This is a genomic window from Streptomyces sp. MBT65, assembly GCF_016612545.1.
Lineage (GTDB): Bacteria > Actinomycetota > Actinomycetes > Streptomycetales > Streptomycetaceae > Streptomyces.
On sequence record NZ_JAENRY010000190.1, the window covers coordinates 12,474 to 29,084 of the forward strand.

13 protein-coding genes and 3 pseudogenes are annotated in these 16,611 nt (G+C 70.3%); 8 read left to right on the plus strand and 8 right to left on the minus strand.

Features of this window, described 5'->3' with window-relative positions; genetic code table 11:
* The 5 genes and pseudogenes from recX (at position 1) to JHN63_RS33825 (ending at position 6,066) form a co-directional block, all read left to right on the plus strand.
* On the plus strand, positions 1 to 1,005 hold the full coding sequence (recX, locus tag JHN63_RS33810) for a recombination regulator RecX (protein WP_200687943.1): 1,005 nt from the start codon (positions 1 to 3) through the stop codon (positions 1,003 to 1,005).
* Positions 1,006 to 1,287: 282 nt separating this feature from the next.
* On the plus strand, positions 1,288 to 2,085 hold the full coding sequence (locus tag JHN63_RS33815) for a helix-turn-helix domain-containing protein (protein ID WP_307782046.1): 798 nt from the start codon (positions 1,288 to 1,290) through the stop codon (positions 2,083 to 2,085).
* Positions 2,082 to 2,822, plus strand: a pseudogene (locus JHN63_RS54830) (ABC transporter permease); the annotation flags it as partial. The gene JHN63_RS33815 and the pseudogene JHN63_RS54830, both read left to right, overlap by 4 nt.
* Positions 2,823 to 3,008: 186 nt before the next feature.
* Positions 3,009 to 4,849, plus strand: a pseudogene (locus tag JHN63_RS33820) (FtsX-like permease family protein); the annotation flags it as partial.
* A gap of 255 nt (positions 4,850 to 5,104) precedes the next feature.
* Positions 5,105 to 6,066 (plus strand): annotated as a pseudogene (locus tag JHN63_RS33825) (sugar ABC transporter substrate-binding protein).
* 33 nt (positions 6,067 to 6,099) lie between these two features.
* On the opposite strand, the gene JHN63_RS33830 reads toward JHN63_RS33825, so the two are convergent.
* From JHN63_RS33830 to JHN63_RS33860, 7 genes are all read right to left on the minus strand, one after another.
* Positions 6,100 to 6,501, minus strand: a complete 402-nt coding sequence (locus JHN63_RS33830; RefSeq protein WP_200687946.1) for a rhodanese-like domain-containing protein — start codon at positions 6,499 to 6,501, stop codon at positions 6,100 to 6,102.
* On the minus strand, positions 6,498 to 7,013 hold the full coding sequence (locus JHN63_RS33835) for a cysteine dioxygenase (protein ID WP_200687968.1): 516 nt from the start codon (positions 7,011 to 7,013) through the stop codon (positions 6,498 to 6,500). The genes JHN63_RS33830 and JHN63_RS33835 overlap by 4 nt, the downstream gene beginning before the upstream one ends.
* Before the next feature lie 264 nt (positions 7,014 to 7,277).
* Positions 7,278 to 8,873 (minus strand): FAD-dependent monooxygenase, encoded by a 1,596-nt coding sequence (locus JHN63_RS33840; RefSeq protein WP_200687948.1) that lies wholly within the window; start codon positions 8,871 to 8,873, stop codon positions 7,278 to 7,280.
* Positions 8,874 to 9,048: 175 nt separating this feature from the next.
* Entirely contained in the window at positions 9,049 to 9,957 is a 909-nt protein-coding gene (locus JHN63_RS33845; RefSeq protein WP_200687950.1) for an amino acid ABC transporter permease, read from the minus strand.
* Positions 9,954 to 10,622, minus strand: coding sequence for an amino acid ABC transporter permease (locus JHN63_RS33850; protein ID WP_200687952.1), 669 nt, complete (start codon positions 10,620 to 10,622; stop codon positions 9,954 to 9,956). Before JHN63_RS33850 ends, JHN63_RS33845 begins: the two co-directional genes overlap by 4 nt.
* 52 nt (positions 10,623 to 10,674) lie before the next feature.
* Complete coding sequence (locus JHN63_RS33855) at positions 10,675 to 11,520, minus strand: glutamate ABC transporter substrate-binding protein (RefSeq protein WP_200687954.1); 846 nt, start codon at positions 11,518 to 11,520, stop codon at positions 10,675 to 10,677.
* Positions 11,521 to 11,743: 223 nt separating this feature from the next.
* Positions 11,744 to 12,520 (minus strand): amino acid ABC transporter ATP-binding protein, encoded by a 777-nt coding sequence (locus JHN63_RS33860; RefSeq protein WP_200687956.1) that lies wholly within the window; start codon positions 12,518 to 12,520, stop codon positions 11,744 to 11,746.
* Positions 12,521 to 12,833: 313 nt separating this feature from the next.
* On the opposite strand from JHN63_RS33860, the gene JHN63_RS33865 reads away from it, so the two are divergent.
* Both JHN63_RS33865 and JHN63_RS33870 read left to right on the plus strand, forming a co-directional pair.
* Positions 12,834 to 13,520: a response regulator transcription factor gene (locus JHN63_RS33865; RefSeq protein WP_200687958.1), complete on the plus strand. Its 687-nt coding sequence runs from the start codon at positions 12,834 to 12,836 to the stop codon at positions 13,518 to 13,520.
* Positions 13,521 to 13,529: 9 nt separating this feature from the next.
* Positions 13,530 to 14,942 (plus strand): HAMP domain-containing sensor histidine kinase, encoded by a 1,413-nt coding sequence (locus JHN63_RS33870; RefSeq protein WP_200687960.1) that lies wholly within the window; start codon positions 13,530 to 13,532, stop codon positions 14,940 to 14,942.
* A gap of 76 nt (positions 14,943 to 15,018) precedes the next feature.
* Here JHN63_RS33870 and JHN63_RS33875 read toward each other — a convergent pair whose 3' ends face one another.
* The gene (locus JHN63_RS33875; protein ID WP_200687962.1) at positions 15,019 to 16,017 is read right to left on the minus strand and encodes a TAXI family TRAP transporter solute-binding subunit; all 999 of its coding nucleotides are present in this window, start codon (positions 16,015 to 16,017) and stop codon (positions 15,019 to 15,021) included.
* Between the two features lie 258 nt (positions 16,018 to 16,275).
* Here JHN63_RS33875 and JHN63_RS33880 point away from each other — a divergent pair.
* Positions 16,276 to 16,611: MazG nucleotide pyrophosphohydrolase domain-containing protein (locus JHN63_RS33880; RefSeq protein WP_200687964.1), on the plus strand; the 336-nt coding region annotated here is incomplete at its 3' end.

The following is a 16,611-nucleotide window of genomic DNA, read 5'->3' on the forward strand; positions in this document are numbered from 1 at the left end:
GTGACACGACGAACGGACTGGGCCGAGTACGCGTATCCCGGCGCCCCACAGGGGCGCGGGGGAGGCGGCGACGGCCCGGCCTACGGTGCGGACGGCGGCCCCGAGGAGCCGTACGGCACGGACGGGCCGTACGGCGACGAGCCGGGTGGCGAATGGTCGGCCGGCGGCTTCGGGGGTTTCGCCGGTGAGACCGGTCCGCCATTCGGCGGCCCGGAGCCCGGCGATGGTTCGGCGGGCACCGACCGGCTCTTCAGGAGCTCGGCGCCCGGCGGCATGTCGCCCGGCGACCCCGGCGAAGGGTCCGCCGCCGACGACGCACCCGGCCGTGGCTCGCGCCGCAGCCGTGGAGCGCGTGGCGAGGGCGACTCGCAAGGGTCTACGGCGCGCGGTGACGGCGCGCGCGGTAGGCGTGGGCGCCGTGGCCGTGGTCGCGGCTTCGGCGAGTCGTCCGGAGAGGACGGAGGTGACTTCTCCTCGTCGAGGGCCGAGAAGGAGGAGCCGCCGGCGGACCCGGCCGAGCGGGCGCGGGGCATCTGCCTGCGCCTGCTCACCGGGAACCCGCGCACCCGCAAGCAACTCGCGGACGCCCTGCGCAAGCGGGAGATCCCGGACGAGGTGGCGGACGAGGTGCTGTCGCGGTTCGAGGAGGTCGGACTGATCAACGACGGTGCGTTCGCGGACGCCTGGGTGGAGTCCCGGCACCACGGCCGGGGCCTGGCTCGGCGCGCGCTCGCCCAGGAGCTGCGCACCAAGGGCGTCGATTCGACGCTGATCGACGAGGCCGTCTCCCAGCTCGACCCCGAGCAGGAAGAGACGACGGCCCGCGAACTGGTCGACCGTAAACTGCGGTCCACCCAGGGCCTCGACCGCGACAAGAGGCTGCGCCGCCTTGCGGGCATGCTGGCCCGCAAGGGCTACTCCCAGGGCATGGCCCTCAGAGTGGTCCGGCAGGCGCTGGAGGAAGAGGGCGAGGACACGGAGTTCCTCGGGGACGAGGGGTACTGATCCGAAATCGGTCCGGAGTCGTCCAGAACCGTCTGGAACTGATCCGGAGCCGTTCCGGAACTGATCTGGATCCGATCCGATCCTGATCCCTCGGTGATGCGAACGTCCTGAACACGGTGGACGCGCGGGGGTGCCGACCGCGTTCAGGCAAGCATCGGGCGGTCCTCGGGGGTAGGGCTAACCCCCTGCTGAAGACGCCGGATTGCCGCAGTGCACAGACACCTGTGCACAAACGACTGTGTACGCATGGCACAGGAACCCGGCCCACCCGGCTCACCCGGCGTGGAGACACCCGCCGAGCGGACCCCGGCGACACCCGCCCCGGTCGAACTCTCCGATCTCGCCGCGCTGAAGGCCCTCGCGCAGCCCCGCCGCCAGCGCATGCTCCAGCACCTCACCCTGCACGGCCCCGCGACCTCGGCCACGCTCGCCCGCGCGCTGGGCCTGAACACCGGTTCCACCAGCTACCACTTGCGTGAACTCGCCCGCTACGGCTTTGTCGAGGAGACGGAGACGCCTACGACGAGGGTCGGAGCAGGGGGCGCCGAAGAGGATGGGGAAACGGGGGCGGAGGGCGCGCCCGGCCATGGCCGTGAGCGTTGGTGGCGGGCCGTTCCCGGTGACCGGCGCTTTCCGCCGCGCAGCCGTCAGAGTGCCGAGATGCGGCACGTCATGGACGAGCTCAACCACCATGCGTACGCCGCCGATCTCGAGCTCTTCGAGCGGCTCCAGCGGGACTCCGCCGAGACCGGACCATGGGCGGACGCGTTCCCTTACTCACGCGGCACCATCCGGCTGACCCAGCCAGAACTCCGGGCGTTCTTCGAGGAGTACATCGCCCTCCTCAACCGCTACAAGCGCCCCGAAGCCGAGACGCCGGCTGGCGCGCGCACCGTACTCACCCGGTTCCTGGCCTTCCCAGCTCCTCTCATCGATGCCGATGCCGATGCCGATGCCGATGCCGATGCCGACGTCGAATCGGATGCGGGCGCTGATGCCGACGCCGGTGCCGAAGTCGCCCTTGCACACCCTGTCGACGCCGCCCCGGGACACAACAGAAGAGAGACCGAGCCCTCATGATGCTGCGCTACGCCCTCCGGTCCGTCCGCGCCCGCAAGGTCGGTTTCCTCGGCGCCTTCCTCGCCCTGATGTGCGCGGCCGCCCTCATCACGGCGTGCGGCACCCTTCTCGACACCGGTCTGCGCGGCACCATCCGCACCGAGCGCTACGCGGCGAGCCCCGTCGTGGTCTCCGCCGACCAGAACGTCCACCGGACCTCCGTCAAACACAAGAAGGGCAAGACCAAGGTCAAGCGCAAGGCGAAACCGATCGCCGAGCGCGCCTGGCTCCCCGCGAGCCTGGAGAGCACGCTCGCACGGACCCCGGGTGTCGCTCGCGTCGTGCCCGAACTGACCTTTCTGGCCCAGCCGTTGCCCCCCACCGGCACCGGTGGCCGGACCGCCTACGGACACGCCTGGGACTCCGCCGCGCTGACTCCGTACCGGCTTGTCACCGGAAGCGCTCCGCAGGCCGCGACCGATCTCGTCATCGACCGCGACCTCGCCGAACGGGCCCACCTCCGGCCCGGTGACCGTCTCACCGTCCAGTCGACGCAGGCCCCGCGCAGCTACCGGATCACCGGAATTGCCGCTCCCGGCACCGCCGTACGCCATCAGACGTCGCTCTTCTTCTCCACCGCCGAGGCCCGCCGTCTGGCCGGGCACCCCGGGCAGGTCACCGCGTTCGGCGTACCCCCGGCCAAGGGCACGAGCACGGCTCAGCTACGGCAAGCCGTCGTCGCGGCGCTGCACGGAACCAGCGCGCCCCACCCCGAAACCGCACCGCACACCGGCACGGTCGCGCCGCATGCCGGAACCGCGCCGCATGCCGGAACCGTGCCGGACGCCGACACCGCCCCGTACGCCAACACCACGCACCACACCGGAACCACGGCACTCCCCAGCTCCGCCACCTCACACGGCACCACCGCTCGGATCAGCGCCACCGCCCAAGTAACCACCGGCGACGCACGCGGCCCCGTCGAGTTCCTGGACGCCGCCGCGGCCAGGATCAGGCTGGTCAGCATGGGTGGTGCGATGGGCGGTACCTCGCTGCTCGTGGCAATCCTTGTGGTCGTCGGCACCTTCGCGCTCTCCGTCCGACAGCGCCACCGCGAACTCGCCCTGCTCCGCGCGGTGGCCGCCACCTCCGGCCAGATCCGCAGACTCCTGGGCCGCGAGGCTCTGATCGTCGGCACGCTCGCCGGTACCGCGGGCGCACTGCTCGGACTACCCCTGGGCGCCTGGTTGTACGACAGGTTCATCGTCCTGGGCGCCATCCCCGCCACACCACCGGCTTCGTCCCACCGCTGGCCGCCCTGGCCGTGACCGTGTTCGGCGCCTGGGCCGCCGCCCGAGTCGCCTCTCGCCGCATCGCCAAGATCCGCCCGGCGCAGGCACTCGCCGAGTCCGAGGCAGAACCGGGAGCCGCCCTCGGAACCCGAGCAGAAGCCGCCCCCCGGTCCAAACGCACCCGGCTTCAGCGCATCCGCCCCACATGGGCACGCCTCCTCACCGGCCTCGTCCTCCTCGCGCTCGGCGTCGCCCTCGTCGCCCTGCTCAGCACGCTGCGCACCGAACCCGCCTCAACCCCTGTGACCTTCCTCGCCGTTATTGTCCTGTCCACCTCCGTCGCTCTCCTCGGACCGCTCCTCGTGAAAGCGGTCACTCTCGTGGCCGGTGGCCCGCTCCGGCGCACCGGTCCGTGCGGTCGGCTCGCCGTTGCCAATCTCCGGGGCAATGCCACTCGTATGGCCTCCGTCGTCACCCCCCTCACTCTCCTGATCGGCATGACCTGCACCGTGCTGTTCGTCCAGCCCACCCTCGGTGACGCCGCCCGCGCCCAGGTCCGCGAAGGCGTCCGCGCCGACTGGGTCGTCGCCTCCCGGGGCCCGGGGGTCCCGGCCGAGGCCGCGCGCCGACTTCGCGCACGGCACGACGTCGTCACCGAAGTCGTCCGTACGACCGTCCGTGTGGGCCTCGACAAATACGCGGCCCAAGGCGTCACGCCCGCCGGACTCACCCGCACCTGGGACCCCGATGTCACAGCCGGATCGCTCGGCCACCTCACCGGGCACACCGCGGCCGTGAGCGAACTGGCCGCGGACCAGCTGCACTTGAGGCCCGGCAGCACTCTGAAGCTGACACTCGGCGACGGCACGCCCGTCACGCTCACCGTCGTCGCCGTCTACGCCAGGGGTCTCGGCTTCGGCGATCTCACCTTCGCGCACGATCTCGTCGCCCGGCATGTCGACAACCCGCTCGCCTCCTCCGTCCTCGTCAGCACGCCCCGTACACAGACACAACTCGCGACTACCCTCCGTGAGTTCCCGGGTATCCGGATTCTCGCGCCGGCCGCCGCCGACTCGCTCCAGGCGCAGCGGCAGCAGGCGAACGCCGAGGTCAACTACCTGGCCATGGGGCTCGTCCTGGCGTTCACGGCCATCGCCGTGGTCAACACGCTTGCCATGTCGGTCGCGGAGCGTGTTCGGGAGTTCGCGCTGCTCCGCCTCGCCGGGGCGACCCGCCGTCAGGTGCTGCGGATGCTGCGCACCGAGGCGCTGTCGGTGCTGTTGCTCGCCACGGTGCTCGGCAGCGGTATCGCCCTCGCCGTCCTGACCGCGTTCAGCGTCGGCATGACCGGCCGAACGGCACCGTCGGTGACACCCCTCGTGTATCTCACGGTGGTCGCGGTGGCCGGGACCCTCGCGCTCGTCGCCACGGCGCTCCCCGGGCGTATGGCGCTCCGGGTCCGGGCGGTCACGGTGGCCACCGCCCGGGAGTGAGCGAGGAAACCGCCGGTCGCCCGTCCCGGACGTCACTCGCGTCACCAAAGCATGCGTACTGCGCACACTTAGCGTGCGCTCCGCAGAGGGTGCGCATGTTTGGCGTGACGGTAGCTTCGGCTGCCGACCCCAGGCCTTCGCGCTTGCCGACCCTCGGCCCTCCCCGCCTGCTGAGCCGCAGTCAGGCCTGCCCGAGTGCCTCCGGCCACATCGCCGACCGGTCCTCGCACGCGCTGAAAGGCGGCCCCCTTGTTCTTGTCCCTGACCGCTCACCACCGAAGAACGCCGGTGGTCCTCCTGGTCGGTATCTGTCTCTTATCGAGTGGCTGCGGACTGGAGTCCGGTGCCACGCCCGCCCACGACGGGCCCACCGTTCTCGGGTTCGTCAACGGCGGCAGCACCGAGTTCCACACCTGCCTGCGGGAGTCGATCGAGAACACCGCCAGGAGCAACTTCGCGAAGCTCGTCACGGCCGACTCGCATCAGGACGCCGCGCAGGAACTGGCCAACATCCAGGCCATGATCGCGCGCCATGTCGACGCGATCATCGTGCAGACCGTCGACACCACCGCGCTCAAGAGCGACATCGCCCAGGCCAAGAAGGCGCACATCCCGATCTTCCTGACCTCGGTCAGCGCCGACCCGTCCGACATCCTCGGGGCCGTCGTCGTCGACCTGAAGGGCGTGGGCAGGCTGGACGCCGGGTGGATCGAGGAGGACGCCGCGGGGCGCGAGGTGCAGGTGGCCGTCATCGCGGGCGCCCCCGGTGCCGCCTCCGACCTGCTCGTCGGCGGATTCACCAAGGGGCTGCCGGCGAACGTGAAGGTGGTCGCGAACCAGCCCGCCATGTTCGTCGCCGCGAAGGCGAAGACCGTGGCCGACGGCATGATCAAGGCGCATCCCGATCTGGACTACGCCTTCGTCGCCAACGAGGAGATGGCGTTCGCCGCCCGCAAGGCCTTCGACGCGGTCGGCGGCAAGAAGGTAAAGATCGTGACGGTCAACGGCACCGACGAGGCACTCGCCGCCCTCAAGGACGGCCGTTTCGCCGCCACCGTCTCCAACTCGGCCAAGGACACCGGCGAACTGGCCGTCACCAACACCATCAGCCTTCTCCGTAAGGAGAAGGTGGAGAAGATCGCCACCACACCGGCCCGCCTGATCACCCGGACCAACGCGACACCGCCCCGCTCTACTGCCCCTCCGACGAATCCTGAGCGAGCCGGACTGTCACGTCGTAGACAGAGTGTCTACGACGTGACGGGCAGTCCCGCCGCCTTCCAGGCCTGGAAGCCGCCGACGAGGTCGGTCGCGCGGTGCAGGCCCAGTTGGTGCAGGGACGCGGCTGCCAGGGTGGAGGCGTAGCCCTCGTTGCAGATCACCACGACGCGCAGGTCGTGACCGGTGGCCTCGGGGGCGCGGTGGCTGCCCTGGGGGTCCAGGCGCCACTCCAGTTCGTTGCGCTCGACGACCAGGGCGCCGGGGACGAGGCCGTCCCGGTCGCGCAGGGCGGCGTAGCGGATGTCGACCAGCAGGGCCTCGCCGGCGCGGGCCGCGTCGTACGCCGCCCGTGCCTCGATCCGCTCGTAGTTCGCGCGCACCCGCTCCAGCAACTCGTCTATGCCGAGCGGCTGTTCGCGTACGGCACTCACTGCCAGTCCTCCGGGCGCTCGACCTGCTCCAGGCGCAGCACCGGGCCGGTGCGGCTGTAGCGGCGGATCTGCGGGAGCGGCGGGTAGTAGGCGTGGACCGAGATCGCGTGCTCCTCGGTGGACTCGTTGAGCACCTCGTGGACGTGGTGGCGGCCGAAGGCGCGGCCCTTGCCGATCGGCAGCCGGCGCTCGCGGTCCACGCCCTCTTCCAGTTCGAGGGTCTTCCAGCCGTCGCTCGGGAGTCGAGCGGCGAGCGAGTTCTCCTTGAGTTCGCCGGCCGCGGTGAGGAAGGCGCCGACCGACTCGGCGTGGTCGTGCCAGCCCGTCCCGCTGCCGGGCGGCCAGCCGATCAGCCAGGCCTCGCTGCCGCCGGGACCCTCGAGCCGCACCCAGGTGCGGCCCTCGGGGTCGAGGGGGAGCGAGGCGATCAGCTCGGCGTCGGCGGCCGTACGCCGGACGAAGTCGAGCAGGTCCGCCTGCGTCGGGGCCTGGGCGGGCGCGCCGGGGGACACGGAGGCAGAAGGGGAGGCAGACACGTGCACCGTCCTGATGAGAGTTCGCGAAGGCGCGCGCGGACACACAGACGTGGTGCGCGCGAGTGAGAGAGATGCGAATTCAGCAGGAGACGTGACAGACGCAGCCCACATAGCGGACGAGGTCCAGATGGACCTTCCGCCAGAGATGGACAGAGGTGTCGGTCATGATCCGGAGTACAGCACGGCGGTGCGTGTCGGTCAACTCAGCGTCACTATGTGGACAGTTCGGGTACGGAGGCCTCAGCGGGAACCGGCCGTGGCCTCCGTCTTCGTCGGGCCGCCCACGGTCGCCTCGGCCGCCGCGTACAGGTCGGCCGGGCGGACCCCGCTCAACGCGGTGACCAGGTGACCGTCGGGCCGTACGAGCAGGACGGTGTGGGCGGCGGCGCCCGGGTAGGTCTCGGCGACCAGCAGCTCGGCCGGGTGCGGCAGCGCCGTCACCGCGGCCGCCAGGCGGGGCATGATTCCGGCGGTCACCCAGTGCTTTCGCTCCCACACGCCCGTGCCCGGCGCGACCAGGACGACCAGCAGGGAGCCGCGCCCGAGGCGGTCCCGCAGCCGTACGGAGGCGCCGTCCTCGGCGGTGACCAGGACATCGGCGATCGGTGCACCGGGCGGGGTGTCGACGGGGACCTCCGCCTCGATGTATTGGGGCGCGAGCGGCGAGTCGGCGTACGCCCCCGGCGCACCGAGCGCGCCGTGCCCCAGGTGACCGTCCGTGAGCAGCACGTCATGGCCGCGGGCCGAGCCGGGCACGACCGCGCGCAGCCCGGCGCCGCCGCGCACCAGCGGCAGCGCCTGGTCGGCGGCGCGCAGCCGGGCCGCGACAACGGCCCGCCGCTCCGCCTGATAGCTGTCGAGCAGCGCCTCGTGCGGCCCGTGGTGCCAGGCCAGGGCCAGCTTCCAGGCGAGGTTGTCGGCGTCCCGCAGCCCTTCGTCCAGCCCCTGCGTCCCGAGCGCCCCCAGCAGATGCGCCGCGTCCCCGGCGAGAAACACCCGCCCCACCCGCCACCGGCGCGCGAGCCGGTGGTGCACGGTGTGCACTCCCGTGTCGAGCAGTTCGTACGGCGGTGTCGGGCCCTCGGTCCAGCCCGCCAGCGTCTCCCGGATGCGGGCCAGCAGCAGCTCGGGGGTGACCAGGTCCTTGCCCGGCGGCAGCAGCCAGTCCAGGCGCCACACGCCGTCCGGGAGGGGGCGTCCGGTGACCTCCGCGGCCGAGGGTCCGGACGTCCGCCACGGCGGCACCCGATGCAACAACGCCTGGTCGGGCCAGGGAAGTTCCGTACGCAGCGCGGCCACGGCGTGTCGCTCCACCGCCGTACGGCCGGGGAAGCGGATGTCCAGGAGCTTGCGCACGGTCGAGCGCGGGCCGTCGCAGCCGACCAGGTGACTGCCGCGCCACCAGGTGCCGTGGGGGCCGCGGGTGTGGGCGGTGACGCCCGAGGGCTCCTGTTCGAGCGAGTCGAGGCGGTTGTCCACGGCGATCCTCACGAGCCGTTCGCCCGCGAGGGCCTGGCGGAGGGCGCCGGTGAGGACGTGCTGGGCGATGTGCAGGGGGGCGGGCTCGGTGTCGTCGAACGTGATCTCGCGCATCACCTGCTTGCGCCGCATCGACCGCCATCCGGCCCAGTGCGTCCCGGCCCCGCCGAGCGGCATGCCGGTCAGCCTCTCCAGGAGTGCCGTGGTGTCCTCGCGCAGGACGACGGTGCGCGCGAGGCGTTGCTCGTCCTTGCCGGGACCCTCGTCGAGGACGACGGAGGGCACCTCCTGCCGCGCCAGTGCCAGGGCGAGCGTGAGCCCCACGGGCCCCGCCCCGACGATGATCACCGGGTCCACGGTGCGGCGCCCCCTGCCCGTGACGGTGTCCTCAGGGACGCATGTGAACAGGAAGTTGGAGCAGGGTGCACGATCACAGAACGTATGCAACCCATTGCCGGTGCTTGCGTCAAGTGACGGAGGCAGTGGCGATCATGCCACTGCCTCCGTGTCGTTCACGCCACTTGACCGATCATCAGATCGTGCCGTCGGCGCCGGTTCCGAAGCCGCCCCCCACCTGTGCGGGGTTGAGCCCCGTGGCGTCCTCGAGGGCGACGGTCGCGCCCGTGCTCTTCTTGCTGCGCCGCAGCCTGCGCTCCAGCCAGCTCGCGAAGGTGGTGAGGACGAGGTTCAGCAGGATGTAGATGATCCCGACGACGATGAAGCTCGCGACCACATTGGCGTAGTTGGCCGCCAGGGTGCTGCGTGCGTTGAGCAGCTCGGTGAAGCCCAGCATCACGCCGCCCAGCGCGGTGTCCTTCACGATGACCACGAGCTGGCTGACGATGGCCGGCAGCATGACGGTGACGGACTGCGGGAGCAGGATGCTCGTCATCGTCTGGCCCTTGCGCAGACCGATCGCGTGCGCGGCCTCCGTCTGCCCCTTGGGAAGGGACAGAATGCCCGCCCTGACGATCTCGGCGAGCACCGAGGCGTTGTAGAGCACCAGGCCGGTGACGACGGCGTACAGGGGCCGTTCCTCGCTGCCGATGCTCGTGGAGCGGACGTAGAACTCGTTCGCGAAGAGCATCAGCAGGAGGACCGGGATCGAGCGGAAGAACTCGACCACCACTCCGGCGGGGACGCGCACCCACCGGTGGTCGGACATCCGGGCGATACCGAAGAACGCGCCCAGGGGGAGGGCGATCACCATGGCGAGACCGGCGGCCTTCAGGGTGTCGCCGAGGCCCGGCAGCAGGTACGTCGTCCAGGCGTCCGACGTGGTGAACGGCTGCCACAGGGCCCACTTCAGCTGGCCCTTGTCGTCCATCGTCTGCCAGATCCACCACAAGAAGAGGGCGAGCAGGACGAAGAACACGACCGAGAGGAGCACGTTGCGCCGCTTGGCGCGGGGGCCGGGCGCGTCGTAGAGGACGGAGGTCATCGCTTCACCGCCATTCGCTTGCCCAGCCAGCCGAGGAAGAGGCCGGTGGGCAGGGTCAGTACCACGAAGCCCAGTGCGAAGACCGCGCCGATGGCGACCGTCTGTGCCTCGTTCTCGATCATCGTCTTCATCAGGGCGGCCGCCTCGGCGACACCGATCGCGGCCGCCACGGTGGTGTTCTTGGTCAGGGCGATCAGGACGTTGGCCAGCGGTGTGATGACCGCGCGGAACGCCTGCGGAAGGATGATGATCCGCAGCACCTGACTGAAGCTCAGCCCGATGGCGCGGGCAGCCTCCGCCTGTCCGACGGGCACGGTGTTGATGCCGGAGCGCACCGCCTCACAGACGAAGGCCGCGTGGTACGCCGCGAGGCCCAGCAGTGCCAGCCGGAAACCCTGCACCTTGAAGTCGTCGGACGCGCCCATGGTGACGCCGAAGATGTCGGCGAGGCCGAGCGAGGTGAAGACGATGATGACCGTCAGGGGGATGTTCCGGACGGTGTTGACGTAGAAGGTGGCGAAACCACGCATCAGTGGGACCGGGCTGACCCGCATGCCGGCCAGCAGTGTGCCCCAGACCAGGGAGCCGAGGGCGGAGAGGACGGTCAGTTTCACCGTCATCCAGAACGCCCCGAGGACGTCATAACCTTGAAGAAAGTCGAACACGATCTCCCGCGCTTCCGGGTATGGGGCCTGCCTTACCGGGGTTTCCTCGGGCTTACTTGACGATGTCGCCGATCTTCGGGGCGGGCTCGTTCTTGTAGTCGGCCGGGCCGAAGTTCTTAGTGACCGCGGTCTCCCAGGCGCCGCTGCTGACCATCTTCTCCAGCGCGGTGTTGATCTTGGTGACGGTCGCGGAGTCGCCCTTCTTGACGCCGATGCCGTAGTTCTCGTTGCTGAGCTTGAGGCCGGCGAGCTTGAACTGGCCCTTGAACTTGTCCTGCGAGGCGAAGCCCGCGAGGATCGAGTCGTCGGTGGTCACCGCGTCGACGGCACCGCTCTGGAGGGCCGCGATGCACTCCGAGTAGCCCGCGTTCTCACGGAGGTTGGCCTTCGGGGCGATCTTGTCCTTGATGTTCTGCGCCGAGGTCGAGCCGGTCACGGAACAGAGGTTCTTGCCGTTGAGGTCCGTGGCCTTCGCGATCGTCGAGTCCTTCTTGACGAGCAGGTCCTGGTGGGCCAGCAGGTAGGGGCCGGCGAAGTCGACCTTCTGCTTGCGCTCGTCGTTGATCGAGTACGTGGCCGCGATGAACTTGACGTCACCGCGTGACAGCGCGTTCTCGCGGTCGGCGCTCTTGGTCTCGACCCACTCGATCTGACTGGCCTTGTAGCCGAGCTGCCCGGCCACATAGGTCGCCACGTCCACGTCGAAGCCGGCGTACGACCCGTCCGGCTGCTTCAGGCCGAGGCCCGGCTGGTCGAATTTGATGCCGATCTTGATCTTGCCGCCGCCGCTGGAACCCGAACCCGAGTCGTCGTCCTTGTCGCTGCTGCCGCAGGCCGTCGCGGCGAGCGAGAGGACGAGAGCGGTGGTCGCGAAGACGGTGGCCTTGCGGAGCTTCATGGTGAACTTCCTTTGGCTGGTGAGGAGATGAGGGCCCGTCAGGGCGCGTGACGGTGGCCCTGAGGGCGTGCGGGACCCTCAGCGGCAGTCGGCGGCCGCCCGTCGTCGGCGGGCCGCCAGTGGCTGGCTGTCGGTGTTCGTCAGAGGTCGTGGCTGATCGTCAGTGGTCGGCGGCGCTGGTCGTCGGTGTTCGGCAGCGGTCGTCGGAGGTCGGCAGCGTTCGTCAGTGGTGCAGGATCTTCGACAGGAAGTCCTTGGCCCGGTCGCTGCGCGGGTTGCTGAAGAACTGGTCCGGAACGGCCTCTTCGACGATGCGGCCGTCGGCCATGAACACCACTCGGTTGGCGGCCGAGCGGGCGAAGCCCATCTCATGGGTGACGACGATCATCGTCATCCCGTCCCGGGCGAGCTGCTGCATGACCTCCAGCACCTCATTGATCATCTCCGGGTCGAGGGCCGAGGTCGGCTCGTCGAAGAGCATCACCTTGGGGTCCATGGCCAGCGCCCGCGCGATGGCGACGCGCTGCTGCTGACCGCCGGACAGCTGGGCCGGGTACTTGTCCGCCTGTGTGGCCACGCCGACCCGGTCGAGCAGTGCCCGGGCCTTCTCCTCGGCCTGCTTGCGGTCGGTCCTGCGGACCTTGATCTGACCCAGCATCACGTTCTCGAGCACGGTCTTGTGCGCGAAGAGGTTGAAGGACTGGAAGACCATCCCGACGTCCGCACGCAACCGGGCCAGCTCCCTGCCCTCCTGGGGCAGCGGCTTGCCGTCGATCGTGATCGAACCCGAATCGGTCGTCTCCAGGCGGTTGATGGTGCGGCACAGAGTGGACTTCCCGGACCCGGAGGGCCCGATCACCACGACGACCTCGCCGCGGGCGATCGTCAGATCGATGTCCTGGAGTACGTGCAACGCGCCGAAGTGCTTGTTGACGCTCTTCAGGACGACGAGTTCGCCGGTCGCGGCCACATCTTCCTTGGCCACCGATACTTCGGTCATCGCTTGCTGGCTCCGTCCTCGTCGGTTGCGGAGGACAGTAGTGAGGCCTTACGACCAGCGTCATCACATCTGAGCGAGATCTGAGCATCACGATCGGATAGCAATCGGACACATGTCGTAGCAGTTCGTCGGCGAGACGCTCACCGGCCGGACGGGCCGGATGCGTACCGGCTGGGTAACGGAAGCCGCGCGCAACCGGAACCCACTTGACGGCGTCTTCGTCCATCGGCGTGACTGCCTGGGTGCACGCGCGCGTGAGACGTGCTTTTGTACAGGCCGACACCATACGAACGATGAACCGGAGGGGGCCGGGATGCGACTGCTCCTCGTCGAGGACGACAACCATGTCGCCGCCGCTCTGTCCGCGGTCCTGGCGCGGCACGGATTCGACGTCACGCACGCCCGCAGCGGCGAGGAGGCCCTCCAGGCACTCGTCCCGGAAGGCGACGTCTTCGGTGTCGTCCTCCTCGACCTCGGCCTGCCCGACCAGGACGGCTACGAGGTCTGCGGCAAGATCCGCAAACGCACCAGCACCCCGGTGATCATGGTCACCGCCCGCTCCGACGTGCGCTCCCGCATCCACGGCCTCAACCTCGGAGCCGACGACTACGTAGTGAAGCCGTACGACACCGGGGAACTGCTCGCCCGCATCCACGCCGTGAGCCGGCGCAGCGTCGCCGAGGACGCGAGCGGGGGCGGCGACACCGCGCTGAAGCTCGGCCCGGTGCGCATCGAACTGCCCACCCGCCAGGTCAGCGTGGACGGTTCGATCGTCCAACTGACCCGCAAGGAGTTCGATCTGCTCGCACTGCTGGCACAGCGCCCAGGAGTGGTGTTCCGGCGGGAGCAGATCATCAGCGAGGTGTGGCGCACCAGTTGGGAGGGCACGGGACGCACCCTGGAGGTGCATGTCGCGTCCCTGCGCGCCAAGCTGCGGATGCCCGCACTGATCGAGACCGTACGAGGCGTCGGTTACCGGCTCGTCGTCCCGGCCGCTTAGCGGGCACGGGTGCGTACACGTCTTCTCCCGCTGCTCATCGTCCTGATGGCGGCCGTGCTGCTGGCGCTCGGCGTCCCGCTCGCCATCAGTGTCGCCAGGGCACAACAACAGAAGGTCATCGTCGACCGTATCGACGACACCGCGCGGTTCGCGGCACTCGCCCAGTTCGTCACCGACGCCCCCACGGGAACACGCCCCGCCGACGCGATCCCGGACGAGCGCCAGCAGACCCTGGGCCGCGAACTCGCCAGCTACTACGAGGTCTACGGCATCCGCGCGGGCGTCTTCTACCGCACCGACACCTCCATGGCGAACGCGCCGGACGACTTCCTGCTGCCCAAGACGGGCGAGGTGCGCGACGCGTTCGCCGAGGCGCTCCTCAGCCGCCGCAGCCACGACCCGGAGCAGGTGTGGCCCTGGCAGCGGCACCGCCTGGTCGTCGCCTCGCCGGTCATCCGGGACGGCGACGTCATCGCGGTCGTGGTCACCGACTCGCCCACCGGGCCGATGCGTTCACGGACCCTGCGCGGCTGGCTGACGATCGGCGCCGGCGAGATCGCCGCGATGCTGCTGGCCGTCGGCGCGGCCCTACGGCTGACCGGCTGGGTCCTGCGCCCCGTACGGGTCCTCGACGCCACCACCCACGACATCGCCACCGGACGCCTCAAGTCCCGGGTCGCGGCCGCGGGCGGACCGCCGGAACTCCAGCGTCTGGCCCGCTCGTTCAACGAGATGGCGGACAACGTCGAGGACGTGCTGGAGCAGCAGCGCGCCTTCGTCGCCGACGCCTCGCACCAGCTGCGCAACCCGCTCTCGGCGCTGCTGCTGCGCATCGAACTGCTCGCGCTCGAACTGCCGGAGGACAACGACGAGATCGCCTCGGTCCGCACCGAGGGCAAACGCCTGACCCAGGTCCTGGACGACCTGCTCGACCTGGCCCTGGCCGAGCACGCGGACGCGGACCTCAGGATCACCGACATCGGCGCGCTCACCGCCGAGCGCGTCGCGGCCTGGGCACCGACCGCCGAGGCCAAGGGCGTGCGCCTGGTGGGCAGTTGCCCGCCCACCACGGCCTGGGCCGACCCGGTCACGCTGTCCAGCGCTCTGGACGCGGTGATCGACAACGCGGTGAAGTTCACGCCCGAGGACGAGTCCGTCGAGGTGACGGTCGCGTCGAACGGCGAGACCTCGACCGTCGTCGTCACGGACCACGGCCCGGGCCTCACCGAGGACGAACTCGCCCGCGTCGGCGACCGCTTCTGGCGCAGCGGCCGCCACCAGAACATCAAGGGCTCCGGCCTGGGCCTGTCCATCTCCCAGGTCCTGCTGGCCGCGGGCGGCGGCTCGCTCACGTACGACCACCACGAACCGCACGGCCTCACGGTGACCGTGTCGGTGCCCAGGAGCGGGCCCACGGCCTGAACGGGCGTCCCTGGGGCCGGTGTTGGGTTTCCGGGCCCGAGCGGGCCGCCCAGGGGCCTGGACGGGCCCTGGGGCGCTACGGCTTGACGGAGCGGTAGTAGCGCCGGGCGCCCTCGTGCAGGACCAGGGGGTCGGTGTAGATCGCCGTGCGCAGGTCCACCAGTTGGGCGGAGTGGACGCGTTTGCCGATGCCGTCACGGCTCTTGATCACGGTCTTGGTGATCCATTCGGTGAGCCGGGCGTTCACGTCCTTGCGGGTCATCAGCAGGTTGGACACGGCGATCGTCGGGACGGTGGAACCCCGCTGGATGGTGGGGTAGGCCGACTCCGGCATGTTGGTCGCACGGTAGTAGCGGGTGGCGTCGCCCTCCTCGTGCATCTTGGCCACGAGGCTCGCCTCGATCGGCACGAACCGGAACGCGTAGTTCTTGGCGAGGTCCTTCAGCCCGTCCGTCGGTAGCCCGCCCGACCAGAAGAACGCGTCGATCTTGCCCCGCCTGAGCAGGTCAGGACCGGTGTCGATACCGGCCGCCAGCGGCTTGATGGCCTTCTTCGGGTCGATGCCGGCCGCCGTCAGCACCCGGTTGGCGATCAGCCGCACGCCCGAACGGTTCGGCCCTATGGCCACCCGCTTGCCCCGAAGGTCGGTGACCGAGTCGATGGCCGAGTCCCGCGGCACGATCAGCTGGACGTAGTCGTCGTAGAGCCGCGCGACCCCGCGCAGCCCGGCCGCACCAGGCTTGCCGTCCATTTCGTACGCCCCCACCGCGTCGGCCGCGGCGATCGTGAAGTCGGCGTCGCCGGTCGCCACGCGCGCGACGTTCTCCTGCGACCCGTCGCTGTTCGCCAGCGTCACCTTGAGGCCCGGCATGTCCTTGTCCAGCTCGGTGCGCAGGAGCTTGCCGTACTCCTGGTAGACCCCGAGCCGGGTCCCGGTGGTGAAGGTGATCGTCCCGGTCGGCGGCTCGTCGCCCAAGGGCAGCAGCCACCAGAGCAACAGCCCGAACGCGACGACGCCGGCGGCCGCCCCCTGGAGGGCCCGGCGCCTGCTGATACGGGAGAACACCTTGAGCATGCGCGCGATCCTGCCAGTCCGCGCGCGGTGCTGACCAGGGCATGGCGGCGGGGGTGGAGCGAATCGATGGTGGCTGATCGGTGCCGGTGAGCAGGGGCTGGCGCGGGTGGCCCTAAAGCGAAGGCGGGGCGTGGTCGGGAGCCGGTGGCCGACGACAACGCGGCTGGGGGAGTGTGCGCCGACCCGCGTCTGCGGGCTTGCCCGCCCCGAAAACCCCAGGCGGGCCGGAGTGTCAGTGGCGGCCACTAGGGTCGTGGCATGAGTTCTTCGCCAGCCGACCTGGTCCGCGAATTCCACCTGGCCTTCGGGCTCGACGCCCGCAGCACGCCCACCGAGATCGCCCCCGACCTCGCCGCCCACCGGGGCGAACTCCTCGCCGAAGAGGCCGCGGAGGTCGCCGAGGTCTCGGTGAGCGGCCCCCTCGACCGGCTCGCGCACGAGCTGGCCGACGTCGTCTACGTCGCGTACGGCACCGCCCTCGTCCACGGCGTCGACCTCGACGCGGTGATCGCCGAGGTCCACCGGTCCAACATGACCAAGATCGGCCCGGCCGGGGAGATCTCCCCGGCAGGGCCGATCTTGGTCATGTTGGAC

Excerpts from the sequence above, each read along its gene's own strand:
- JHN63_RS33875 (WP_200687962.1), bottom strand. The coding sequence starts at position 16,017 with ATGCTCAAGGTGTTCTCCCGTATCAGCAGGCGCCGGGCCCTCCAGGGG.
- JHN63_RS33845 (WP_200687950.1), bottom strand. The coding sequence starts at position 9,957 with ATGACCTCCGTCCTCTACGACGCGCCCGGCCCCCGCGCCAAGCGGCGC.
- JHN63_RS33865 (WP_200687958.1), top strand. The coding sequence starts at position 12,834 with ATGCGACTGCTCCTCGTCGAGGACGACAACCATGTCGCCGCCGCTCTG.
- JHN63_RS33860 (WP_200687956.1), bottom strand. The coding sequence starts at position 12,520 with ATGACCGAAGTATCGGTGGCCAAGGAAGATGTGGCCGCGACCGGCGAA.
- JHN63_RS33855 (WP_200687954.1), bottom strand. The coding sequence starts at position 11,520 with ATGAAGCTCCGCAAGGCCACCGTCTTCGCGACCACCGCTCTCGTCCTC.